The following is a 23106-nucleotide window of genomic DNA, read 5'->3' on the forward strand; positions in this document are numbered from 1 at the left end:
TGTTGTGCGCTCAGGATGCCGAGCCAGACGCAGCGTCCAACTCGACCCTGTGAATACGACCGACGATCAGGCCGAAGCTCACGACCGCCAGCAGGGAATTGAGACCAACATAGGCCAATGCCCAATCGAATGATCCGGTACGGCTTACCAGGTAGCCGATAACTATAGGGGTGGTGATCGCTGCCAGGTTACCGAAGGTGTTGAACAGCCCGCCGGACAAGCCAAGGATCTGCCGAGGCGAAGTGTCGGCCACCAGCGTCCAGCCCAGCGAGCCGAGGCCCTTGCCGAAGAAGGCCAGGGCCATCAGCGCCATCACAGCCGTGTCGCTCTCGACGAAAATGCACAGCACCACTGCGCTCGATAGCAGCAGACCGAACACCATCGGCAGCTTGCGCGCCAGAGTCAGCGAGTGACCGCGACGCAACATGCCATCGGACAGCAGCCCACCGAGCACGCCACCGGCGCAACCGCTGATGGCGGGCAAGGCGGCAGCGAAACCCGCGCCAAGAATGCTCATGCCGCGTGCCTGCACCAGGTACACCGGAAACCAGGTGAGAAAGAAATAGGTAATGGCGTTGTTGCAATACTGGCCAAGATAGATGCCGATCATCGTGCGTCGGCGCAGCAGCAGGCCCAGGTAGCCCCACTGCGAACCGCCACTGCCACCACGCTGCCCTTCCAGATCGATCAGCGCCCCGCCCTGTTCCAGATGGGCCAGTTCGGCTGCACCAATCCGCGGGTGCTGACGCGGGCCGTGCAGTTGTTTGAGCCAGACGAACGACAGCGCCAGCCCCAGACAACCGAGCACGATGAAAACCGATTGCCAACCCATGGTTTGCACCACCCAGCCCATCAAGGGTGCGAACAACGCCGTGGCGGCGTACTGCGCCGAACTGGAGATGGCCGTAGCGGTAGCGCGCTCGGCGGTGGGAAACCAGGAAGCGGTGATCCGCGCATTGCCGGGAAAGCATGGCGCACTGGCAAAGCCCACCAGCAGCCGCAGCAGAAACATCGAGGTGACCGCCCAGGTTGTCGGCAGCCAGCCGACGAAGCCCTGCAGCAGGGTCAGCACCGACCAGATGAACAACGCCAGGGTGTACACCGGCTTGGTGCCGAAGCGATCGAACAGCCAACCGCCAGGTATCTGCCCGATCACATAGGCCCAGCCGAACGCCGAGAAGATGTAGCCGAGCGTCACCGCGTCGATGCCCAGGCCGGCCTGCATCGCCGAACCGGCAACGGACAGACTGGAGCGATCGGCGAAGGTGATGGTGGTGACCAGAAACAGCATCAGCAAGATGCTGTAGCGCACACGACCCGGTTTGGCATCTGGCATCGGCAAGGCTCGCGAGACAGCAGGAAAGGCTCAGCCGGTAAGGGCGTAGGGTGGGCTAAAACGGAACGCCGCCCGGCCCACCCTACAAAGCCACGGCACGGCGTCGGGCTCGGCTCAACGAACCAGGCAGGGCTTCTTGTTATTGAAGGTCCAGTTGGGGATCAGGTACTGCATGGCAATGGCGTCGTCACGTGCGCCCAGGCCCTTGGCCTTGTACAGTTCATGCGCCTTGGCCAATGCATCCCAATCCAGCTGGACGCCGAGGCCCGGCGTCTTCGGCACCTGCACCAGACCACCCTCGATGCGCAGCGGGTTGCGCGTCAGGTACTGGCCGTCCTGCCAGATCCAGTGGGTATCGATGGCAGTGACTCGACCCGGCGCCGCCGCGGCGACGTGGGTGAACATGGCCAGGGAGATGTCGAAGTGGTTGTTGGAGTGCGAACCCCAGGTCAGGCCCCAGTCGTTGCACATTTGCGCCACGCGTACCGAACCGGCCATGGTCCAGAAGTGCGGGTCGGCCAGTGGGATATCCACCGATTGCAGGGAGATGGTGTGGCCCATCTGCCGCCAGTCGGTAGCGATCATGTTGGTCGCAGTCGGCAGGCCGGTGGCACGGCGGAACTCGGCCATCACTTCACGACCGGAGTAGCCGTTCTCGGCGCCGCACGGGTCTTCGGCATAGGCCAGCACACCATGCAGGTCGCGGCACAGGGCAATGGCCTCATCCAGCGACCAGCCGCCATTCGGGTCCAGCGTCACACGAGCATCAGGGAAGCGCGCAGCCAGGGCACGAATCGCCTCGACTTCGGCCTCGCCATGCAGCACACCGCCCTTGAGTTTGAAGTCGTTGAAGCCATAGCGCGCATGTGCGGCCTCGGCCTGGCGGACGATGGTTTCCGGGGTCAGCGCGGTCTGGTTGCGCACGCGCTCCCAGGTGTCATCGGCATCGCGCTCGTCGCGGTAACCGAGATCGGTCTTGTCCTTGTCACCGACGAAGAACAGATAACCGAGCATTTCCACCGCATCGCGCTGCTGACCTTCGCCGAGCAGTGCAGCCACCGGCACACCGAGGTGCTGGCCGAGCAGGTCGAGCAACGCGGACTCCAGTGCGGTGACAGCGTGGATGGTGATGCGCAGATCGAAGGTCTGCAGGCCGCGACCGCCGGAATCACGATCGGCGAAAGCTCGGCGTACCTGGTTGAGCAATGCGTTGTAGTTGCCGACCGGCTGGCCGACGAGGATCGAGCGGGCGTCTTCGAGGGTCTTGCGAATGCCCTCGCCGCCGGGGACTTCGCCGACACCGACGTGGCCGGCGCTGTCCTTGAGAATGAGGATGTTGCGGGTGAAATACGGGCCGTGGGCACCGCTCAGATTGAGTAGCATGCTGTCTTGACCGGCGACCGGTACGACTTGCAGCTCGGTGATCAGCGGAGTGCCGACAGCGGCAGGAATCTGTGAAGTCATGAGCGTTACCCTGTTGTTCTTATGCGGGTTCGACAATGGTTCAGCGCCGTCGCGCCCGGACTTCCGGGGCGCGGCCAGGCCGCTCACCACAGCGAGCGGCCCTCTGCGCTATTACTGCGCGCCTTGGGCTTCGATCAGCTTGGCCAGGGCTTCGTACTCGTCCGGCAGCAGATCGGTCAGCGGTGCGCGTACCGGACCGGCATCGTAACCGACGATCTTGGCACCGGCCTTGACGATGCTCACGGCATAGCCGGCCTTGCGGTTGCGGATGTCCAGGTACGGCAGGAAGAAATCGTCAATCAGCTTGCCAACGGTGGCGTGGTCTTCGGCTGCGACGGCGCGGTAGAAGTCCATCGCGGTTTTCGGGATGAAGTTGAACACGGCCGAGGAATAAACCGGCACACCAAGCGCCCTGTAGGCGGCGGCATAGACTTCAGCGGTCGGCAGGCCGCCGAGGTAGGTCAGACGCTCGCCCAGGCGACGACGGATCGACACCATCAGTTCGATGTCACCCAGACCGTCCTTGTAGCCGATCAGGTTCGGGCAACGCTCGGCCAGTTGTTCCAGCAGATTGGCGTTGAGGCGGCAGACGTTGCGGTTGTAGATCACCACACCGATGTTCACCGACTTGCACACCTGCTCGACGTGAGCGGCAACACCTTCCTGAGACGCTTCGGTCAGGTAGTGCGGCAGCAGCAGCAGGCCCTTGGCGCCCAGACGCTCGGCTTCCTGCGCCATCTGGATGGCAACGCGGGTCGGACCGCCAACACCAGCCAGGATAGGCACGGAATTCTCGCAGGTATCCACGGCGGTCTTGATCACGGCGCTGTATTCGTCCGGCGCCAGGGAGAAGAACTCGCCAGTACCGCCGGCTGCGAACAGAGCGGAAGCACCGTAAGGTGCCAGCCACTCGAGACGGCGCACATAACCAGCCTGATTGAAATCACCGGCAGCATCGAAGTCGGTCACCGGGAAAGACAGCAGACCGGAGGAGAGGATGGACTTAAGTTCTTGTGGATTCATTATGCGAACACCCTTTTAAAGCGAGTTGTGGGAATGACGTCAGCCGTAGCTGTAGAGATACGTTATCGTACAACAACAAAAAAAACACCAGTTTTTGTATTACCCGTTCGTCGAAGTTTTTATCGCCTTCGCCCAGCCTGCCCGCAAAACCGCTGCGCAAGCGTGAAAGCTCAGCGTAGAGCAGGCTCCATCATGGCGCTAGGAGAGATGGCAGCGCAATCATCATTAACCATGAGCAGCGTTGACAGGCCAGGAACAGGCTGGTACTAATTCCATCAAGTCATACGACAACCTATGACATTCCAATAAAAACAAACGAGGCCCTGGTCATGTCACAGACCTTCACTGCCGCCCCACCCTGCCACCGCACCGATGTCAGCAGCCGCCTGAACAGCGCAATCCGCGCAGGCCTCGTTGCCGTCTTTGCCCATGCTCTCACTTGCCACCGCGCGGATCGCACGATGATCCCGGTGCACGACTGAACCGTACCTTTGCCATTGCGGCCGAGGGCCGCACCAGTTTCGGAGCCCCAGCCAAGATGTACGAAGCCTCCCGCAGCAGCACCCCCCAGATCGTCGAGATGCAGGTCATTCCGGTCGCCGGCCATGACAGCATGCTGCTCAACCTGTGCGGCGCCCATGCCCCCTACTTCACCCGCAACCTGGTGCTGCTCAAGGACAATGCCGGGCGTATCGGCTGTGGTGAGGTTCCCGGTGGCGAAGGCATCCGCCAGGCGCTGGAGCGCTGCCGCGAGCTGGTGATCGGCCAATCGGTAGGCCGTTACAACCATGTGCTCAATTGCCTGCGCCAGGCCATCGCCGGCCCGGCCAAAGGGCCGCAGACCACCCAGCATCAGGTCACCTCCGAATCCGAAGCGCGTGTACTCAAGCAACCGCACGAGATCAACCTGCGCCTGGACAACGTGATCACCGCGGTCGAAGCCGCCCTGCTCGATCTGCTCGGCCAGCATCTCGACGTGCCGGTGGCCGAACTGCTCGGCAGCGGCCAGCAACGCGACAGCGTGCCGATGCTCGCCTACCTCTTCTATATAGGTGAACGCCAGCGCACCGACCTGCCCTATCTCGCAGGTAAAGGCTCGGCAGATGACTGGTATCACCTGCGTCATCAGGCCGCGCTGACACCGGACGCCATCGCCCGCCTGGCCGAAGCGGCGCATGCGCGCTACGGCTTCAATGACTTCAAGCTCAAGGGCGGCGTGATGCGTGGCGCCGAAGAAATGGACGCAATCCGCGCGATCAAGGCGCGCTTCCCCGATGCCCGCGTCACCCTCGACCCCAATGGCGCCTGGTCACTGGATGAAGCCATCGCCCTGTGCCAAGGACAAGGCCACGTGCTGACCTATGCCGAAGACCCTTGCGGCCCGGAGAATGGCTACTCGGGTCGCGAGATCATGGCCGAGTTCAAGCGCGCCACCGGCATCCCCACCGCCACCAACATGGTCGCCACCGACTGGCGGCAGATGGGGCACTCGTTGCGCCTGGAGGCCGTGGACATTCCCCTGGCCGACCCGCACTTCTGGACCATGCAAGGCGCCGTGCGCCTCGGTCAGGTCTGTGAAGAGTTCGGCCTGACCTGGGGCTCGCATTCGAACAACCACTTCGACATTTCCCTGGCCATGTTCACCCATGCCGCTGCGGCCGTGCCCGGCCGCGTCACGGCTATCGACACCCACTGGATCTGGCAGGAAGGCGAGGAACGTCTGACCCGCGAGCCGCTGCAGATCGTCGGCGGCCAGGTGCAGGTATCGGACAAGCCCGGCCTCGGTATCGAGCCGGACATGGAGCGGATCATGGCCGCCCACGAGCTTTACAAAAAGGTGGCCAACGGCGCGCGTGACGACGCCATGCCCATGCAGTACCTGGTTCCGGGTTGGCAATACGACCCGAAACGTCCCAGCCTCGGCCGCGACTGACTCGCGCGGCTTTTATCCCAACCCGGAGTATTCCAATGAAAAAAACATTCCGCGCCTCCCTCCTTTCTGCCCTGGTCGGCATGGGTGTCCTGACCACTCATTCCGCCACCTTCGCCGATGACGTGAAATGGCCGACCCGCCCCGTCCAGGTAGTGGTAATCGCCAACCCAGGCGGCGACACCGACTTCAACGCCCGCATGATGGCCAAGTACTTCAACGAGATCACCGGCAAGACCATGGTAGTGACCAACGTCGCTGGCGGCGGCGGCACCCTGGCGGCCGAACAGGTCAAAGGCGCTGCGGCGGATGGCAACACCATTCTGTTCACCCACCCGGGCCAGTTGATCGTCAACGAAGTGGCCGGCCTGACCGAAGACAGCTACGAGACCTTCGACGTTTCCTGCATCGCTGGCGTCGACAAGAGCACCGTGTTCGTCGCCTCCAAGCAGTCCGGCGTGACCAGCATGAAAGACCTGGTCGACAAGTCCAAGGCTAACCCGGGCAGCATCACCTACGGCACCGAGATGGGCAGCTTCTCCCACCTGCAAGGTCTGATGCTGGAGAAACTTACCGGCGCCAAGCTGAAGATGGTCGACGGCGGCACCGTCTCCGACCGCGTGGTCGGCATGCTGGGCGGCCGCTTGGACATGGGCGCCATCACCTACGGTTCCGTACAGGATTACGTGCAGGGCGGTCAGATGGTCGCACTGGGCCAGCCCAACGCCGAGCGCAACGCCATGCTGGGTGAAGTACCGACCCTCAAGGAGCAAGGCCTCGACATCACCATGGACAAGCCCTACGTAGTGGCCTTCCCGAAAGGCACCGACCCGGCGATCGTGAAGAAGATGTCCGACATCATGCAGCAGATCACCGAGCAGCCTGCCTACGCTGAAGACCTGAAGAAGTTCAAGCAGCCGGTCGCGTTCTTCGCCACCGAAGACGCCAAGCAGATTCTGGCCAAGACCCGCGAAGACTTCATGCAGTTCAAGGATGAACTGCGCAAGGCCAAGTAAGCCATACCGCAGCGCCGGCCCGACCGATTCGAGCCGGCGCTTCGCCTCAGAACATCGAGGTACACGATGAACACCCTGAACAAGAAAGAACTGATCATCGGCCTTGTCATGCTCGGCGCCAGCCTTACCTATCTGGTTCTGGCACAACAGCTGCCCGGGCATGATGGTGTCGATGCGGCCACGGTGCCGAAACTGCTGGCCGGATTCCTGTCTCTGCTTGGCCTGATGCAACTGGTCAGCGCCTTTGCCAAACCCAAGGCTGCTGCCGAACCCGCCGCCAGTCCGGCTCCTGCAGAAGCCGAAGAGCCAACTGTTGAAATTGTCGAGCCGAAGACCGTCATCAAGACACTCGGCCTGATCCTTGGCTACATGGCCCTGCTCGGCCCTGTGGGTTTCCCGATCATGACCGTGGTTTACCTGTATCTGCAGTTCCTCGTGCTGACCCCGGTAAACCAGAAAGCCAGGCACCTGACCTATCTGCTGATCGCCGTTATCTGCTCTGCGCTCATTTTCCTGCTGTTCCGCGAGGCCTTCGACCTGTTGCTGCCCGCTGGCCTGCTGAACAATTTCATCTGAGGATCGACCATGCTCGAATTACTGCAGCAAGGCTTCGGTGCCGTCTTTTCACTGAACATCATGATGCTGATGGCCGTCGGCGTGGCCATGGGCATCGTCTTCGGCGCCGTGCCCGGCCTGTCGGCGACCATGGCCGTGGCGCTATGCCTGCCGCTGACCTTCACCATGGGCCCGCAAGCGGGTCTGTCGCTGCTGGTGGCACTGTTCATTGGCGCCACATCCGGAGGCCTGATCTCGGCGATCCTGCTGAAGATTCCGGGAACACCTTCATCGATCGCCACGGTGTTCGACGGTGGCCCGCTGATGGAGCAGGGGCACGGCGTCAAGGCGCTGGGCGTCGGCATCGTGTTCTCCTTCCTCGGCACCATCTTCAGCATCGTCGCGCTGATGTTCATCGCTCCGCAGCTGGCCAAGGTCGCCCTGAGCTTCGGCCCGCATGAATACTTCGCCATCGCTGTATTTTCCCTGACCCTGATCGCCACCCTGTCGGCCGGTTCCATGGTCAAGGGCCTGTTCGCCGGTACCCTGGGCATCGCCGTGTCCACCGTAGGTATCGCCCCGGTCGAGGCAGTGCGCCGCTTCACCTTCGGCGTCAGTGAGCTCAATGGCGGCTTCTCGATGCTCACGGTAATGATCGGCATGTTTGCCGTGGCCGAGATCATCAAGCTCGCCGAAACCGGCCGCCATGCCGTACAGGGCAAGGCCAGGTCGGTGAGTATGAAGAACATCAAGGGCTTCGGTTTCTCGCTCAAGGAATTCCGCGAGCAACTGCCGAACGCCGGTCGCTCCGGCCTGATCGGTCTGGGCATCGGTATCCTGCCGGGCATCGGTGCGGGCACCTCGAACCTGGTGTCCTACATCATCGCCAAGAAACGCGCGAAAGACGGGCACACCTACGGCAAGGGCAACATCGGCGGCGTGGTCGCCAGCGAGACGGCTAACAACGCCGGTATCGGCGGCGCCATGATGCCGCTGTTGACTCTGGGCATCCCCGGCGACACCGTCACCGCGATCATGCTCGGCGGTTTCCTGATCCACGGCATCCAGCCCGGTCCGGTGCTGTTCATCAGCCAGGGCCCGCTGGTGTACACCATCTTCGCCGCGCTGATCGTCGCCACCTGCATGATGCTGTTCATGGAGTTCTACGGCCTGCGCCTGTTCATCAAGCTGCTCGACGTGCCCAAGCACATTCTGCTGCCAATCATTCTGGTGCTGTGCGTGGTCGGTGCCTTCGGTCTGTCCAGCCGCCTGTTCGACGTCTGGTCGATCCTGCTGTTCGGTCTGCTCGGTTACGCCTTCGTCAAGGCCGGTATGCCGGCGGCGCCGTTCATCATCGGCTTTATCCTCGGGCCTATGGCGGAAACCAACCTGCGCCGTGGCCTGATGCTGTCGGATGGCAACTTTGCCGACTTCTTCACCAACCCCATCGCCGGCACCTTCCTTGGCCTGGCGCTGGCGTTCGTGCTCTGGCAGGTGTTCAGCGCGCTACGTCCCAAACCCAGCGCGATCAACGAGATCCTGCGTACCTGATCCACCTCACCGCCCCCTCTGCTCAGGGGGCGGTTTCTTTTCCGTCCCGTTATCCCTCAAGCCCTCTAGAACGATGTCTACAGCGTCTTGAAGCAGATAATGGACGCCTGCATTGATCCAGGTCTAATCTAATCCATCACTTGATTGATACCCGGATTGAATCAATGTTCGACCTCACCCAACTGCGCTGCTTCACCACTCTCGCTGCAGAGTTGAATTTCCGCCGCGCTGCCGAGCGCCTGAACATGACTCAGCCGCCACTGAGCCGGCAGATCCAGCTGCTCGAACACCAGCTGGGCGTGGCGTTGTTCACCCGCAGCACCCGCTCGGTGGCGTTGACGGCAGCTGGCCGCGCCTTCTTCGTCGAAGCCCAGGCGCTGCTCGACCAGGCCCACCGCGCAGCGCAAAGCGCCAGACTGGCTGCCATCGGCGAAAGCGGCGCACTCAACATCAGCTTCGTCGCCAGCGCGGTGTATGACGTGCTGCCGCGCGCGATCACCACCGCCAAGCGCGAACGCCCCGGGGTGGATATCGCCTTGCTGGAAATGAGCACCTTCGAACAGGTGCAAGCGCTGCGCGCCCGGCGTGTGGACCTGGCCATCGTTCGAGCGCCCTTGCAACAACCTGGACTGATCAGCGAATGCCTGCTGCGCGAACCCTTCATGCTGGCTGCGCCCGCCGAACATCCACTGGCGCAGCACGAAAGGCCGACCCTGGAAATGCTCCATGGCCAACCCTTCATCCTTTATGCACATACCGCCTGGCAGCCCTTCAACGAACTGCACACCGGCCTGTTTCGCGCCAGCGGCATCCAGCCGGAGTTTGTTCAGGCGCTGGGCTCGACCCTGACCATCCTGTCGCTGGTCAATGCCGGCATGGGGCTGGCACTGGTGCCGCGCAGCGCCAGTGCCATCCGCTTCGAGCAAGTACGTTTCCGCGAGCTGCCGCTACCCGAAGGCATAAGTGGGGAGCTGCATCTGGTCTGGCGCGACGACAACGACAACCCGGCCTTACCGTCGATGATCGCAGCTGTGCGCCAGGCCGCGCACGACATCTATCCGCAGAGCTGACGCTTCAAGCGCGGTTGCCGACCTCTGCCTGCTGCACCGTCCAGCCGGCAACCTGCTCGCTCAGACTCAGACCCAGGCCCGGACGAGTCGGCACCAACATGCGTCCGTCGCGAATCTCCAGGCGCTCGTTGAACAACGGCTCCAGCCATTCGAAATGCTCGACCCATGGCTCGCGCGTGTGGCTGGCGGCAAGGTGCACGTGCAGCTCCATGGCGAAGTGTGGCGCCAGGGTCATGCCGGCCTGCTCGGCCAGGGTCTGCACGCGCAGGTACGGGGTGATACCGCCGACACGCGGCGCATCGGGCATGAGGAAGTCGGCGCCGCGCTGGCGAATGAACTCCCAGTGCTCGGCGGGGCTGGTGAGCATCTCGCCGGTGGCGATTGGTGTATCGAACAGGCGCACCAGCTCGGCATGACCTTCGGCGTCGTAGCAGTCCAGCGGCTCCTCGATCCAGATCAGGTCGAAGGGCTCCAGACGACGGCACATGCGCCGAGCAGTCGGGCGGTCCCATTGCTGGTTGGCATCGACCATCAGCGGGAAGCTCTCACCCAGATGTTCACGCACCGTGCTGACGCGGTGGATATCCAGCGCCCAGTCAGGTTGACCGACCTTGAGTTTGATGCCGCCAATGCCCTTCTCGCGGGAGATATCGGTGTTCTTCAGCAACTGATCGAGCGGTGTATGCAAGAAGCCACCGGAAGTGTTGTAGCAGCGCACCGAATCACGATGGCTACCGAGCAAACGTGCCAGCGACAGACCACTGCGACGCGCCTTGAGATCCCACAGGGCGACATCGAAGGCACCGATGGCCTGGCTCGCCAGGCCGCTGCGACCGACCGACGCGCCGGCCCAGCACAGCTTGTCCCACAGCTTGGCGATATCACTGGGGTTCTCGCCAATCAGGTTCGGCGCCACTTCCAGGGCATGGGCGAACTGACCGGGGCCACCGGCACGCTTGGAGTAACTGAACCCGAGGCCACGATGACCATCGCGGGTTTCGATCTCGGCGATCAGGATGGCAATCTCGGTCATCGGCTTCTGCCGGCCGGTGAGCACCTTGGCATCGCTGATCGGGTTGGCCAGCGGCAGCGCTACCGAGCGCAGACTGAGCCAGGTGATGCGGTCATCATCGGGGCGTGGGCTGAAATTATCGGTCATGACTCTTCCTCGTGATGAAAGTCGGCGCCCCGATGGGTCGCCAAAAATGGACAACCCGAGTCAGATTAAGATGATTGCGCAATCATTCAAGCATCGAGATCATCTGCTGTTCCCTGGCTGATCCGGCACCGCGACGACTAATCTAGACATTTCACAAATCTGCAACATTCGCCCACTACGCTGAGCGTGTCCCGCCACGCCTGGCTCCCGAGGCACCTCGTCATGTTCCTGCAAAAATCCCTGCGCGCGCAGATTCTCGCCCTGCTCGGCGGCAGTCTGGCACTGATCCTGATCACCGCCCTGGCCTGCTTCAGCTTTCTCTCCAGCGGTATTCAGTCCTACCGCGGCCTGCTCGATGGGCCGCTGGAATCTTCGCGCCTGATCGACGCGGCCAACGTCGAATTCAAGATTCAGGTGCAGGAATGGAAGAACGTCCTACTGCGCGGCCAGGACAGCGCCAACCTGCAACGCTACTGGAGCCAGTTCGAAGCGCAGGAGCGCAAGGTGCAGGATATTCTCGGCCAGTTGACCCTGGTCGCCGCTGCCGACCCGGCGTTGAAGACGCAGGTCGAGCGCCTGCGTAGCGAACATCAGGCGCTTGGTGGCAATTACCGCAAGGGCCGCGACGCCTTCGTGGCCGCCGGAGCCGATGCCAGAGCCGGCGATGAAGCCGTCAAAGGCATCGACCGCGCCGCCAGTGAGCAGATGACTGCACTGGTCGAGCAGTTACGCCAGAACAGCCTGAGCCAGGCCGAGCAGATCAACGCCAGCGCCGCGCGCACCATTCTCAGCGGCACAGTCGTGATGCTGGCTGCAGCTTTGGTCATCGCCGTATTCAGCCTGTGGCTGGTCAATCGCAATCTGATCATCCCCATCCGCCAACTGATCGGCCATGTCGACCAACTCAGCCAAGGCCGTTTCGGCCAACGCGTGGAAAGCACCCGGCAAGATGAACTGGGCCTGCTGGCGCGCGCCGCGAACACCCTGCGCGACTTTCTTGCCAGCACCAGCGAGCGCCTGCACCACAGTACGCAGAACCTCGACAGCGCCAGCAGCGAGCTGAACGCCATCGCCTCACGCATGACCGAGGGCGTCAGCGAGCAGTTCGAGCGCACCGATCAGGTCGCCACGGCCATGCATGAGATGTCCGCCACGGCGCAGGAAGTCGCGCGCCACGCCGCCGACGCCGCGCACGCGGCCAACGATGCCGACGACTCAGCACGTCAGGGCAGCACGGTTATGCAATCGACCATCGCCACCATCACCGACATTCGCGGCGAGATCGCCAACACCGCCGAGGTGATCCGTCGCCTGGAAAGCGACAGCGGGCGTATCGGCAAGGTGCTGGAAGTGATCCGCGGCATCGCCGAGCAGACCAATTTGCTGGCGCTCAACGCCGCCATCGAAGCCGCTCGCGCTGGCGAACAAGGCCGCGGTTTCGCCGTGGTCGCCGACGAGGTGCGCCACCTGGCCCAGCGCACCGCCGAGTCCACCGCAGAGATCAACCAGATCATCGACACCGTGCAGAGCGGTGCGCTGAATGCCGTGCGCGCCATCGAGAGCGGTCAACAGCGCAGCGAACAGGGCGTGACCCAGGTCACCGAAGCCGGAGCCATGCTGCAGCGCATCACCGAGGCCGTGGAAGCCATCCGCGACATGAACCAGCAGATCGCCACCGCCGCCGAAGAGCAAACCTCGGTGGCCGAGGATATCTCGCGCAACCTCACCGAGCTGACCGCCATCGCCAGCGCCAATCAGGACAACGTCGAACGTACGCAGAAAGCCAGCCGCAACCTGCATGACATGTCCGGGCAACTGGGCGAAGTGACTCGCCGCCTGGGCTCCTGACCCGATCTGCGAACCGGCATGGCACGCGTCTCCGCCTCCAGCATCTACCGCCTGCGCGCAGAGTGAGTAGCGAGGCGCGGGATCAACAGCATGCTGCGCCCCTCCAACTCGCCTGCGCGGAAGGCAGGCAAGGCTTCGCCCTGTCCGCTCCACCTGCTGAAAACAGGCAAACGACAAAAGGCAGCAATTAACCCTTGCTATTTATGTAATGGGAATTATTCTCAGTTACGTAATGACGGCCAAGGAGACCTGCCATGACCTACCTGATCGATGCCTGGCTGGACCGCCCGCATCCCTATCTGCGCATCCTCAACCGTGAAACCGGTGAAGTCTGCGCCATGCTCGAAGAAGAAGCCCTGGACGAACTGCGTGATCAGGGCGACCTGGATTTACACGAGCTCAGCTCCAGCGAACCCATCGTCCTCAAGGAACTGGTGCGCAGCCTGTTTCTGTACTGCTACGCCCGGGCATTGCGCCCATCCTGAAAGACAAAACGGCCCTTGTGCAATGCAGACGGGCCGTTCGTACGTAGCCTAGGGTGGACGACGCTTCACCCGTCCACCGTGGTCGCGATGGTGGACAAAAGAGCCTTGCCCACCCGACACGCGCCTGCCGATTTCACTTACAGGATGTCGAGCAGCTCGACATCAAACACCAGCACGCTGTGCGGCGGAATGCTGCCGACGCCCTGAGCGCCGTAGGCCAGCTCGCTCGGTACGTGCAGGCGCCATTTGCTGCCGGTGCCCATCAGTTGCAGCGCCTCGACCCAACCCGGAATCACACCACCGACGGGGAATTCAGCCGGCTGGCCGCGCTCGTAGGAGCTGTCGAACACGGTGCCGTCGATCAGGGTGCCATGGTAGTGAGTACGTACCTGGTCTTCGGCAGACGGCTTGGCGCCCTCGCCGGCTACCAGCACTTCGTACTGCAGGCCGGAAGCCAGTACGGTCACGCCCTCACGCTTGGCGTTCTCGGCCAGGTAGGCGCGACCTTCGCCGGCAGCGGCTTCAGCCTTGGCGGCCGCTTCGGCCTGCATGATTTCGCGGATGACCTTGAAGCTGGCGCCCAGCTCGGCCTCGGAAACGCGGCTGGCCTGGCCGGTGAAGGCGTCGGTCAGACCGGCGAGAATGGCGTTCAGATCGACCCCGGGCGGCGGGTTGTCACGCAGCTGACCACCGAGTTGACGACCGATGCCGTAACTGACGCGGCCTTCATCGGAGGACAGGTCGGGACTGAAGTTGAATTCGGACATGAAGGGCTCCGCTTGGGGTATCAAAAAAAGGTCGGCCAGCCTAGCATAGAACCGCACGCCCCCCACCCCCGCCATTGATATGCCGGCTCAAGGCAGCCACGGCTCCCTTGACCTGCAGCAATTACTACTACCTTTAGCTAAGCCCCCCTTAAGGAAAGCAGGATATCATATTGACATCACACTGTTCGCCCTTACATCACGCAGGAGCGTGCGTCATGCAAAACGGCTCTCGAGTCAGTCTTCGGACATGGATATGGCGCGCATTCGTACAAACTGCATTGATTCCGCTGATCCTGGTCGAGGCTGTCCTGATCAGCGTCTACCTGTTCACCAATGTGTCCATCCGTGACGCGCAGATATCACACCTGCGTGAGACCGCCCTCAATGACCTGCAGGCCGCAGCGAGCCAGGAGGCGCATCTGATCGAGAGCGAACTCGGTCATATCGCTCGCCTTACCAGCACCTACGCAGCCCTTACCCAGCAGACCCTCAACGACCGTCAGCCCATCGCCCCGGCAACCCTGGCGACGACAGCCAGCGGCGTGCGCTACAGCCCGAGCGATGAAGGTGGCGCGGCGTCCTTCTACTCCAATGCCACGCCACTGGACAAACAGGATCTGTACAAGGTGGCGCGCCTGACCCGTCTCGATCCGCTGATGCGCGAAACCGTGCGGCAAAACCCACTGGTAGCCAGCATCTATTTCAACAGCTGGGACAGCTACAACCACATCTTTCCCTGGTTCGACACACCTTCGCAGTATCCCCACGACATGGTGATACCGGACTACAACTTCTATTACCTGGTAGACGCCAAGCACAACCCCGAACGCAAGGTCGCCTGGACCGACGTCTACCTCGACCCGGCTGGCCAGGGCTGGATGATGTCGGCCATCGCCCCGGTGTATCGCGACGATTTTCTCGAAGGTGTGGTCGGTCTCGACGTGACCGTCGGCCAGATACTGGGCGAAATCGCCGAGCTCAACGTGCCCTGGCAGGGCTACGCGATGCTGGTCAGCCATGACCACAACATCATGGCGCTGCCACCGGCAGGAGAAGACGACTTCGGCCTGGATGAACTGACCACTCACTCCTACGACGAAGCGATCAGTTCGGAGCTGTTCAAGCCCGAGGATTTCAATCTCCGCAAACGCACCGACACCGTCGATCTCGCCAAAGCCATCGCGCAGCGTGACAGTGGCGTGTTGTCCATGCCTCTGAATGGCCGTCCGTACCTGATCGCCTGGGCCACGATTCCGGCTACCGACTGGCATCTGCTCACCGTGGTCGATGAGTCCGAGGTATTCAGCCAGACCAACGAACTGGCCAGCCACTACCGCAACATCGGCTACCTGCTGATCGCCGGCCTGGTGTTGTTCTACCTGGTGTTCTTCGCCTTCATGTGGGGCCGTGCCCGTGAACTGACCGAGCGCCTGCGCAAACCCATCGGCGGCATCGTTGCCATGCTTCGCGAAATCGGCCAGGGCAACTGGAAGCCCAAGCGCCCGGCGACCACCATCGCCGAACTCGAGGCGATCATCGATGATGTCGAATCCATGGGGCAGCGCCTGGAGCGCAGCGCCACCCAGCTTCAGCGCGCCAGCCACGAAGCCCAGGAAGCCAGTCGTGTCAAGAGCCAGTTCATCTCCAGCATGAGCCATGAGCTGCGCACCCCGCTCAACGCCATCCAGGGCTTCGCGCAATTGATGCGCATGCAACAGGCTCAACCGGACAAGCAGGACACCGACTACCTGGAAGAAATCCTGCTCGCCAGCCGCCACCTCAACCAGTTGGTGGGCGATATCCTCGACTGGTCGAGCCTGCAGAGCGACCAGCCACGCCTGGACATGACCAAGGTCGACGCCGTCGCCCTGATGAACGAGTGCGCCGACCTGGTCGCACCGGAAGTCGAAGCCCATGGCCTGGAACTCAAGCTGACGCTGCCGGAAACAGCCGTGCCGGTACTGGCGGACCAGCGGCGCTTGCGCCAGGTGCTGCTCAACCTGCTGTCCAACGCCATCAAGTACACCCCGTCCGGCAGTATCAGCCTGAGCTGCACCGAACATGATGACCGTGTACGGCTGATGGTCAGCGACACCGGCATGGGTATCGCCAGTGAGTTGCAACCGCTGCTGTTCGAACCCTTTCAGCGCCTGGGCCAGGAGAACGGCGCCATCCAGGGCACCGGAATTGGCCTATCGTTGTGCAAGGAATATGCAGCGCTGATGAATGGCGAGATGGGCCTGCACAGCGAGCCGAACAAGGGCAGCCAGTTCTGGATCGACCTGCCGCGCCACGTCACCCCGGTACAAGCTGAAGCAGTTGAATCGACGTCGCACCAGGCATGTGTCTATCACGGCGACCTGGACCGCACGAACCGTGAAATCGTCAGCCAGGCGCTGGCCGATATCGATCTGCAACAGTTCGAGGATGGCCAGCAACTGCTGGCGGCGCTGCACAACAGGTGCCCTGACGTGCTGCTGCTCAGCGTCGAACTGAATGGCCTGGACGGCCGCGACCTGCTCCGCGCCCTGCACCAGAGCGCCGAGCTGGCGGACCTGCCGGTGATTCTGCTGAGCCGTGAAGATCAGCTGCAGGAACTGGTCGGCCTGGGTGCCAGCGCCTTGCTCGGCGTGCCCATCGATCCTGATGAACTACACCAACTGGTCTGCGACCTGACCGGTAAGGAGGCTAACGATGCTGTCTAAGGACTTTCGCCAATCACGCGTGGTCATCGTCGATGATGTGATCGCCAACAGTCGCCTGCTGGAGTCCAGCCTCCGGGCCTTTGGCCTGCGCGACACCATCAGTTTCTCCGATTCGGCCGCCGCGCTGGACTGGTTGCAGCACAACCCCTGGAGCCTGCTGCTGCTCGATCTGGACATGCCGGCGCCGAACGGCTTCGACATTCTCCGCGCGCTGGCCGACCGTGATCGCAGCAGCAACCCGATCATCATCATTACCGCGCTGAACGACGCGGCCAGCCGCCGCACCGGCCTGGAACTGGGCGCCAACGATTATCTGAGCAAACCCGTCGACCTGCCCGAGGTGATCCTGCGAGTGCGCAGCAACCTGCAACTGAGCCAGGCCAGCCTGGCCCTGTACGAAGCCAACACGACCCTGGAACAACGCGTGCGCGAGCGCACTGCACAATTGAGCCAGAGCTATTCGGCGTTGGTACGCACGCTGTGCCGAGCATCGGCCTACAGAGACAGTGAGACTGGCAACCATATCGTGCGTATCGGTGAGTCAGCCGCGTTGATTGCCAAGGCCTATGGCATGAGCGCCGACTGGGTCGAGCTGATTCGTCAGGCGGCGCCGATGCACGATGTCGGCAAGATCGGCATCGCCGACCATATCCTGCTCAAACCCGGCGCTCTGACCGATGATGAACGCCGGCAGATGCAGGAGCACCCCGCCATCGGCCACGCCATTCTGACCGACCAGCACGCCTCTGAGCTGACCACGCTGGCGGCAGAAATCGCCCTGACCCACCACGAGAAATGGGATGGCAGCGGCTACCCGAGTGGGCTGCGTGGCGAACAGATTCCTCTGTCCGGACGCATCGTCGCCATCTGCGACGTCTACGACGCCTTGCGCATGCCACGCCCATACAAGGCGCCCTGGCCTATCGAAAAAGCCCAAGCGTTTATTCGTGAACAGTCCGGCAAGCATTTCGACCCAGAGTTGGTCTCGCTGGTGGAGAGCCTCTATGAGCAGATCGAGACCCTCCAGCACGACCTCAGCGATTGCCCGCAAGGAGACTGATCGACCTTGATTACTGCACCTGACGCCGAAGCTCTCTAGTTCTCTCTTCAATTTTCGAGTATTACCGCCATGAACTTCAGATCCATCTCCATAGCCCCTCGTGCTGCAATAGGATTTGGCTTGATCACATTGCTGGTTTTCGCCCTCGGCGGCTTCTCGCTGCTGCAGATGAGCAGCATGCATGACCGCTCTAATGAGGTAGACGACAACTGGGTCCCCAGCATCAATACCCTGGGCGACCTGTCTCAGGACGTCCTGCGCCTGCGCGCCGCCACCTTGCGCATGCTGCTCAGTGAGACGCCCCTGCAATTGCAGGAGAGCACCACGCTCGCGCAGAGCCTGCTCAGTGACCTGGAGCGCGTTCAGCAACGTTACGAGGGGCTGATCAGCTCCGCGGAAGAACAGGCGCATTACGATGACTTCAAGCGCTACGAGAACACCTACCTTGCGACCCGTACCCAGCTTGTCCAGCACCTGGCCAACAATGACCGGCCGGCCGCACTGGCCTTGCTCTACAACAGCCTGAACCCGCAAGCCGACGTGATGATCAAGGCGCTCAATGAGCTGATCATGCACAACCACGATGGTGCCTCGGCTGCGGCCAAGGCCTCCGATCAGGTCTACACCCAGGCCACCCGGGGCACGTTGCTGGTCATGGCCTTGTCGGCCATTGCCACGGTGATACTCGCCGCGCTGCTGACTCGCAGCATCGCCAAGCCATTGGCCGACGCGGTACAGGTGGCGGACTCGGTGGCCAGCGGCAATCTGACCCTGAATATCGACACCCAGGGCAATGACGAGCCGGCCAAGCTGTTGCAGGCGCTCAAGAGCATGCAGGGCAATCTGCGCGGCACCATCGAACAGATCGCCGACGCCTCCAATCAACTGGCATCGGCCGCTGAACAACTGAGTGCCGTCACCGATGGCACCGCGCGCAACCTGCACCAGCAAAGCCTGGAGATCGACCAGGCCGCCACCGCCGTCACCGAAATGAGCAGCGCCGTGGATGAGGTGGCGCGTAACGCCGCCAGTGCCTCCGAAAGCTCCAGCGAATCCGGGCGCATTGCCCGCCAGGGCAGCGAGCGCATCACTCAGACGCTGTCGTCGATCAACCAACTGGCCGCCGATGTCGATTCGACCTCAAGCAACTTCGGCCAACTGGCCGGCAAGATCCGTGGCATCAGCCAGGTACTCGACGTGATTCGCAGTATCGCCGAACAGACCAACCTGCTTGCCCTCAACGCCGCCATCGAGGCTGCACGTGCAGGCGAAGCGGGTCGCGGTTTTGCCGTGGTTGCCGATGAAGTGCGCGCCCTGGCGCACAAGACCGGGCAATCCACCCGCGAGATCGAGACCATGATCAGTACCGTGCAAGGTGACACCGAACAGGCGGTGCGCGCCATGGAATCGAGCAATGGGCTAGCCAAGCAGACGCTGGACATCGCCGAGGGCGCGGGAGTCGCGCTGGATCAGATCATTCAGTCGATTGCCGAGATCGGCGACCGCAACCTGGTGATCGCCAGCGCCACCGAACAGCAGGCCCACGTCGCCCGTGAAGTGGATCGCAACCTGATCAACATTCGCGACCTGTCGCTGCAGAACTCGGCTGGTTCGGAACAGACCAGCACCGCCAGCCGCGCGCTGTCGAGCCTGGCCGCCAACATGCAGGGCATGGTCGCGCGCTTTCAGGTCTGAGCCTTCGCAGCGGGTGCCCGGAGGTTACTCCGGGCACCCGCTCAACGCGAACGCCGACAGCGCTCGGAGCAGTAGCGCACCTCGTCCCAGCAGCGCGCCCACTTCTTGCGCCAGCTGAACGGCAGGCCGCAGACCGCGCAGGTCTTCACCGGCAACTCGCTTTTCTTCACAGCATCTCCCCGGCATCGAGCTTGGCCAGCAGGCGCTCGCCCCAGTCCCACAGCGCCTGCTGCTTGGCCTCGGTCATGCGCGCCAGGTTGCGGTAGACCATGCCAATGCGCGGGTTGCGTTCCAGAGGCTCGCGGTGGCGCATCAGAAAATGCCAGTACAGCGCGTTGAACGGGCAGGCCGATTCGCCGGTGCTCTCGCTCACCTTGTAGCTGCAGCCCTGGCAATGGTTGGACATGCGTTTGATGTACTGACCACTGGCGCAATAAGGCTTGGAGCCGAGGTAGCCACCGTCGGCATGCATCACCATGCCCAGGGTGTTGGGCAGCTCCACCCAGTCGAAGGCGTCCATGTAAACGGCCAGGTACCAGTCGCAGATGGCTTTGGGCGCGATGCCGGCGAGCAAGGCGAAGTTGCCGGTGACCATCAACCGCTGGATATGGTGCGCGTAGGCATGCTCCAGGGTCTGGCCGATGGCCTGACGCATGCAGTTCATCCGCGTCTTGCCGGTCCAGTAGAACTCGGGCAGCGGTCGTGAATTGCCAAAGCGATTGCCCTCGGCGTACTCCGGCATGCGCAGCCAGTAGATGCCGCGCACGTATTCGCGCCAGCCGATCAACTGGCGGATGAAACCTTCGGCGGCGTTCAGCGGCACGTCGCCGGCACGATAGGCGGCCTCGACCTCGGCGCAGATCCGCCGCAGATCGAGCAGGCCGATGTTCAGCGCAGCGCTAATGCGCGAGTGGAAGATAAATGGCTCACCATCGGCCATGGCGTCCTGGTAGTCACCGAAGTCTGCCAGGCCCTGGGCCAGAAAATACTGCCAGAGGCGTTCGGCCTGCTCGGCGGTGACCGGATAATCAAAACCCTCCAGGCTGCCGTAATGACTGGTGAAACGCCGCTCGACCAGCGCCAGCACATCACGGGTGATGGCATCCGGCTCGATACTCAGCGGCGCGGGTGGACGCACGCCTTTGGGCAATGCCTTGCGGTTGTCCGCATCGAAGTTCCAGGCACCGCCCTCTGGCGTGCCGTCCGGGTTGAGCAGCAGTCCGCTATCGCGGCGCATCTCGCGGTAGAAGAACTCCATACGCAACTGCTTGCGCCCCTTGGCCCAGGCAGCGAACGCATCGCGACTGCAGAGAAAGCGGCTGTCCTGATGCCAGTGGATCGGCACGCCACAATGACGCAGCGCCTGCTCCAGGCGCCAGTCGCCGCACTCGGTCAGATGCACCTCGGCAGGGTCGAGCCGTTGCGTCCAGCGCAGCAGCTCGCCCGGCAACGAGCCCGTGTTGTCCGGATCGTCCAGGGCCACGTAATGCACCTGCTGGCCCTGCTCACGCAAGGCTTCGGCGAAATGGCGCATGGCGCTGAAGATCAGGGCGATCTTCTTCGGGTGATGCGGCACATGACTGGCCTCCTCCATCACTTCGGCCAGCAGCACGTGGTCGTGCTCGCGGTCGATGTCCTTCAATGCACCGAGGCCATGGGTAAGCTGGTCACCCAGGATCAGAATCAGACGGCGCGCACTCACAGCGGCACGATCTCCATATTCGGGTGGCGGCGCAGATGGCCGAGCAGGATGTGATAGGTATCGAGATTGAAACCGCCACGACGCGCGGCCAGCAGCGGCTGGGCATGGTCGAGCTGGTCGACCGTACCGAGATGACGCCATTGATCGAGCACGTGCCACTGAGTGAGGCCGTGCTGCTCGTCGCGCTCGACCAGCGCGACCGGCCCGCTCCAGGGCCAGGCCTGGGTCTGCAGGCGCTCGGCACCGGCAAGCAGCCGCCTGTCATGGGCCGAGCGCGATTCCTCACCACAGCAGGCACCAGCACAGCGCCCCAGTTGATAGGCGAAGCAGGCTCCCTCGCCCTCCTCCAGCCCCAGCACACGCAGACACAGACGCCGCTCGCGCGCCTGCTCCAGTAGCCACTGACGCGCCTGATGACGCGAGCGGAACAGCCCAACATGCCTGAGCCCGGGCCTCAGTGCATGGTGCTGCAGCAGTTCGATGTGCAGCTCACCAGGCTCGCCCGCCAGCGCCCAGGTCAGCAGCTCGCGCTGCTTGCGCAGACGACGGTTGTACAAGGGTTGCAGGCGCTTGATCTCGGCAGACTCGAGCAGCAGCGCGCCCAGTTCACCGGCAGTGACTGCCAGCTGCACGTCGCGAATCTGCTGCACCATCTGCAGGCTGCGACGGTCGCGGTGATCGTTCTGAAAATGCGACATCACCCGGCGGCGCAAATTACGGCTCTTGCCCACATACAGTTGCGCACCGCCATCACCCAGGAAGTAATAAACCCCCGGACGCTCCGGCAACTGGGCGAAACGCTCTGCGGCCAGCAACGGGGGCCGCGCCGCACTGCGCAGTTGCTGCCCGAGAGTCGTAGGTGCGACCTGCTGCAGCAGGTGCTGAGCCAGCGTCAACACGGCCTCGGCATCCGGCACGGCGCGATCGCGGAAGAAACGCGTAATGCCAAAATGTGCACAAAGCGCATCGAAGCCGGCGCTCGCCAACTGCGGCAACGTCGCTCTGGCCAAGCGCAGGGTGCACAACTGCGGCGGACGCAGCGTCTTCCAGTCAGGCAGCACTCGGCGCAAGAACGCCAGGCTGAAGCGCAGGTTATGGCCCATCAGCACGCGGCCGCGAATGGCATCGGCTATCGCCCGCGCTTCGCTGTCGATGCGTGGCTGGCCACTTAATTCCAGAGGGTGTAATCCACTTAGACTGAGCAACTGCGGGGGCAACGCGACGCCTGGCTCGAACAACCAGTGCAAGCGCTCTGCGACACACCCCTCAGCATCGACCTGAATGATCGCCAGCTCCCAGATGGCATCGCGCGCTGGATGCACGCCCGTGGTCTTCACCTCCACAACTGCCAGGGCCCTGCCCTGCAGCGTGGCGGCTGCAGCGAACGTCGCCGTCACCAGCCAGAACGGAAGGCGATGGGTACGCGCAGGCTATTGTCAGCCGATGGCATGCCGCACATCTCATCATGTACCGAGCTGTGCACCAGGAAGAACGGCAGCGCCGGCATTTCCTGCAGCACGTCACGCGCATGTTCTACCGAACGCAGGTTAAGCGTACTGCCCTGGTCGGTAAGAATCGGGTGGGCACGTCCTTCCATCCGCGCTTCGAGCAGATAAATGCCACCTTCTAGGGAGATCAGATTGAGTTCGTCGACGCGCCCGGCTTGGGCGTGGGTGGACAGATCATTCAGGTTCATCAGGCTTGCCTCCGGCCTTAACTATACAAGAACTTATACAAAAA

The 23106-nt window shown here is 62.7% G+C and carries 18 protein-coding genes and 2 pseudogenes; 11 read left to right on the forward strand and 9 right to left on the reverse strand.

Features of this window, described 5'->3' with window-relative positions; genetic code table 11:
- Nucleotides 1–10: 10 nt before the first annotated feature.
- From AAEQ75_RS02055 to kdgD, 3 genes are all read right to left on the reverse strand, one after another.
- Complete coding sequence (locus AAEQ75_RS02055; RefSeq protein WP_256833785.1) at nucleotides 11–1336, reverse strand: MFS transporter; 1326 nt, start codon at nucleotides 1334–1336, stop codon at nucleotides 11–13.
- A 114-nt stretch (nucleotides 1337–1450) separates the two neighbouring features.
- Nucleotides 1451–2800, reverse strand: a complete 1350-nt coding sequence (gene gudD / locus AAEQ75_RS02060; protein ID WP_256833786.1) for a glucarate dehydratase — start codon at nucleotides 2798–2800, stop codon at nucleotides 1451–1453.
- Between the two features lie 111 nt (nucleotides 2801–2911).
- Nucleotides 2912–3823 carry a 5-dehydro-4-deoxyglucarate dehydratase gene (gene kdgD / locus AAEQ75_RS02065; RefSeq protein ID WP_179575779.1) on the reverse strand — a complete coding sequence of 304 codons (912 nt, stop codon included), beginning with the start codon at nucleotides 3821–3823 and terminating at the stop codon, nucleotides 2912–2914.
- A 538-nt stretch (nucleotides 3824–4361) separates the two neighbouring features.
- On the opposite strand from kdgD, the gene AAEQ75_RS02070 reads away from it, so the two are divergent.
- From AAEQ75_RS02070 to AAEQ75_RS02090, 5 genes are all read left to right on the forward strand, one after another.
- Nucleotides 4362–5756 carry an enolase C-terminal domain-like protein gene (locus AAEQ75_RS02070; protein WP_343350746.1) on the forward strand — a complete coding sequence of 465 codons (1395 nt, stop codon included), beginning with the start codon at nucleotides 4362–4364 and terminating at the stop codon, nucleotides 5754–5756.
- Between the two features lie 35 nt (nucleotides 5757–5791).
- Nucleotides 5792–6769, forward strand: a complete 978-nt coding sequence (locus tag AAEQ75_RS02075; RefSeq protein ID WP_143506035.1) for a tripartite tricarboxylate transporter substrate binding protein — start codon at nucleotides 5792–5794, stop codon at nucleotides 6767–6769.
- 66 nt (nucleotides 6770–6835) lie between these two features.
- On the forward strand, nucleotides 6836–7345 hold the full coding sequence (locus AAEQ75_RS02080; RefSeq protein ID WP_343350747.1) for a tripartite tricarboxylate transporter TctB family protein: 510 nt from the start codon (nucleotides 6836–6838) through the stop codon (nucleotides 7343–7345).
- A gap of 9 nt (nucleotides 7346–7354) precedes the next feature.
- Nucleotides 7355–8875 (forward strand): tripartite tricarboxylate transporter permease, encoded by a 1521-nt coding sequence (locus tag AAEQ75_RS02085; RefSeq protein ID WP_343350748.1) that lies wholly within the window; start codon nucleotides 7355–7357, stop codon nucleotides 8873–8875.
- 164 nt (nucleotides 8876–9039) lie between these two features.
- Nucleotides 9040–9945: a LysR family transcriptional regulator gene (locus AAEQ75_RS02090; RefSeq protein WP_343350749.1), complete on the forward strand. Its 906-nt coding sequence runs from the start codon at nucleotides 9040–9042 to the stop codon at nucleotides 9943–9945.
- A gap of 4 nt (nucleotides 9946–9949) precedes the next feature.
- On the opposite strand, the gene AAEQ75_RS02095 is transcribed toward AAEQ75_RS02090, so the two are convergent.
- Nucleotides 9950–11104 carry an L-talarate/galactarate dehydratase gene (locus tag AAEQ75_RS02095; protein WP_343350750.1) on the reverse strand — a complete coding sequence of 385 codons (1155 nt, stop codon included), beginning with the start codon at nucleotides 11102–11104 and terminating at the stop codon, nucleotides 9950–9952.
- A gap of 222 nt (nucleotides 11105–11326) precedes the next feature.
- Between AAEQ75_RS02095 and AAEQ75_RS02100 the strand changes: the two genes are divergently transcribed.
- Together AAEQ75_RS02100 and AAEQ75_RS02105 are read left to right on the forward strand one after the other, a co-directional pair.
- A complete protein-coding gene (locus AAEQ75_RS02100; protein ID WP_106733131.1) occupies nucleotides 11327–12952 on the forward strand; it encodes a methyl-accepting chemotaxis protein in 1626 nt (541 codons plus the stop codon).
- A 254-nt stretch (nucleotides 12953–13206) separates the two neighbouring features.
- The gene (locus AAEQ75_RS02105; protein ID WP_004423370.1) at nucleotides 13207–13437 is read left to right on the forward strand and encodes a PA4570 family protein; all 231 of its coding nucleotides are present in this window, start codon (nucleotides 13207–13209) and stop codon (nucleotides 13435–13437) included.
- Nucleotides 13438–13574: 137 nt separating this feature from the next.
- On the opposite strand, the gene AAEQ75_RS02110 is transcribed toward AAEQ75_RS02105, so the two are convergent.
- Nucleotides 13575–14204, reverse strand: a complete 630-nt coding sequence (locus AAEQ75_RS02110; protein WP_092380275.1) for an FKBP-type peptidyl-prolyl cis-trans isomerase — start codon at nucleotides 14202–14204, stop codon at nucleotides 13575–13577.
- 215 nt (nucleotides 14205–14419) lie between these two features.
- Between AAEQ75_RS02110 and AAEQ75_RS02115 the strand changes: the two genes are divergently transcribed.
- The 4 genes and pseudogenes from AAEQ75_RS02115 to AAEQ75_RS21875 form a co-directional block, all read left to right on the forward strand.
- Nucleotides 14420–16909: an ATP-binding protein gene (locus tag AAEQ75_RS02115; protein ID WP_343350751.1), complete on the forward strand. Its 2490-nt coding sequence runs from the start codon at nucleotides 14420–14422 to the stop codon at nucleotides 16907–16909.
- A complete protein-coding gene (locus AAEQ75_RS02120; protein ID WP_125834022.1) occupies nucleotides 16899–17969 on the forward strand; it encodes an HD domain-containing phosphohydrolase in 1071 nt (356 codons plus the stop codon). The genes AAEQ75_RS02115 and AAEQ75_RS02120 overlap by 11 nt, the downstream gene beginning before the upstream one ends.
- A 69-nt stretch (nucleotides 17970–18038) precedes the next feature.
- Nucleotides 18039–18758, forward strand: a pseudogene (locus tag AAEQ75_RS21870) (MCP four helix bundle domain-containing protein); the annotation flags it as partial.
- 309 nt (nucleotides 18759–19067) lie between these two features.
- Nucleotides 19068–19664 (forward strand): annotated as a pseudogene (locus AAEQ75_RS21875) (methyl-accepting chemotaxis protein); the annotation flags it as partial.
- Nucleotides 19665–19705: 41 nt separating this feature from the next.
- On the opposite strand, the gene AAEQ75_RS02130 reads toward AAEQ75_RS21875, so the two are convergent.
- Genes AAEQ75_RS02130 through AAEQ75_RS02145 form a run of 4 tightly spaced genes read right to left on the reverse strand, consistent with a single transcriptional unit; the run spans nucleotide 19706 to nucleotide 23062 of the window.
- Nucleotides 19706–19834, reverse strand: a complete 129-nt coding sequence (locus tag AAEQ75_RS02130) for a DUF2256 domain-containing protein (protein WP_021488275.1) — start codon at nucleotides 19832–19834, stop codon at nucleotides 19706–19708.
- Nucleotides 19831–21366, reverse strand: a complete 1536-nt coding sequence (locus AAEQ75_RS02135; protein ID WP_343350753.1) for a cryptochrome/photolyase family protein — start codon at nucleotides 21364–21366, stop codon at nucleotides 19831–19833. Before AAEQ75_RS02135 ends, AAEQ75_RS02130 begins: the two co-directional genes overlap by 4 nt.
- Nucleotides 21363–22763: a 3'-5' exonuclease family protein gene (locus AAEQ75_RS02140; protein WP_343350754.1), complete on the reverse strand. Its 1401-nt coding sequence runs from the start codon at nucleotides 22761–22763 to the stop codon at nucleotides 21363–21365. The genes AAEQ75_RS02135 and AAEQ75_RS02140 overlap by 4 nt, the downstream gene beginning before the upstream one ends.
- On the reverse strand, nucleotides 22760–23062 hold the full coding sequence (locus AAEQ75_RS02145) for a DUF6482 family protein (protein ID WP_074860642.1): 303 nt from the start codon (nucleotides 23060–23062) through the stop codon (nucleotides 22760–22762). The genes AAEQ75_RS02140 and AAEQ75_RS02145 overlap by 4 nt, the downstream gene beginning before the upstream one ends.
- Between the last annotated feature and the right edge of the window lie 44 nt (nucleotides 23063–23106).

The organism is Pseudomonas sediminis (assembly GCF_039555755.1).
GTDB lineage: Bacteria > Pseudomonadota > Gammaproteobacteria > Pseudomonadales > Pseudomonadaceae > Aquipseudomonas > Aquipseudomonas mendocina_D.

What these genes read in the sequence shown, in the direction of transcription:
- AAEQ75_RS02055 (WP_256833785.1), bottom strand. Translation starts at nt 1,336, where the DNA reads ATGCCAGATGCCAAACCGGGTCGTGTGCGCTACAGCATCTTGCTGATG.
- gudD (WP_256833786.1), bottom strand. Translation starts at nt 2,800, where the DNA reads ATGACTTCACAGATTCCTGCCGCTGTCGGCACTCCGCTGATCACCGAG.
- kdgD (WP_179575779.1), bottom strand. Translation starts at nt 3,823, where the DNA reads ATGAATCCACAAGAACTTAAGTCCATCCTCTCCTCCGGTCTGCTGTCT.
- AAEQ75_RS02070 (WP_343350746.1), top strand. Translation starts at nt 4,362, where the DNA reads ATGTACGAAGCCTCCCGCAGCAGCACCCCCCAGATCGTCGAGATGCAG.
- AAEQ75_RS02075 (WP_143506035.1), top strand. Translation starts at nt 5,792, where the DNA reads ATGAAAAAAACATTCCGCGCCTCCCTCCTTTCTGCCCTGGTCGGCATG.
- AAEQ75_RS02080 (WP_343350747.1), top strand. Translation starts at nt 6,836, where the DNA reads ATGAACACCCTGAACAAGAAAGAACTGATCATCGGCCTTGTCATGCTC.
- AAEQ75_RS02085 (WP_343350748.1), top strand. Translation starts at nt 7,355, where the DNA reads ATGCTCGAATTACTGCAGCAAGGCTTCGGTGCCGTCTTTTCACTGAAC.
- AAEQ75_RS02090 (WP_343350749.1), top strand. Translation starts at nt 9,040, where the DNA reads ATGTTCGACCTCACCCAACTGCGCTGCTTCACCACTCTCGCTGCAGAG.
- AAEQ75_RS02095 (WP_343350750.1), bottom strand. Translation starts at nt 11,104, where the DNA reads ATGACCGATAATTTCAGCCCACGCCCCGATGATGACCGCATCACCTGG.
- AAEQ75_RS02100 (WP_106733131.1), top strand. Translation starts at nt 11,327, where the DNA reads ATGTTCCTGCAAAAATCCCTGCGCGCGCAGATTCTCGCCCTGCTCGGC.
- AAEQ75_RS02105 (WP_004423370.1), top strand. Translation starts at nt 13,207, where the DNA reads ATGACCTACCTGATCGATGCCTGGCTGGACCGCCCGCATCCCTATCTG.
- AAEQ75_RS02110 (WP_092380275.1), bottom strand. Translation starts at nt 14,204, where the DNA reads ATGTCCGAATTCAACTTCAGTCCCGACCTGTCCTCCGATGAAGGCCGC.
- AAEQ75_RS02115 (WP_343350751.1), top strand. Translation starts at nt 14,420, where the DNA reads ATGCAAAACGGCTCTCGAGTCAGTCTTCGGACATGGATATGGCGCGCA.
- AAEQ75_RS02120 (WP_125834022.1), top strand. Translation starts at nt 16,899, where the DNA reads ATGCTGTCTAAGGACTTTCGCCAATCACGCGTGGTCATCGTCGATGAT.
- AAEQ75_RS02145 (WP_074860642.1), bottom strand. Translation starts at nt 23,062, where the DNA reads ATGAACCTGAATGATCTGTCCACCCACGCCCAAGCCGGGCGCGTCGAC.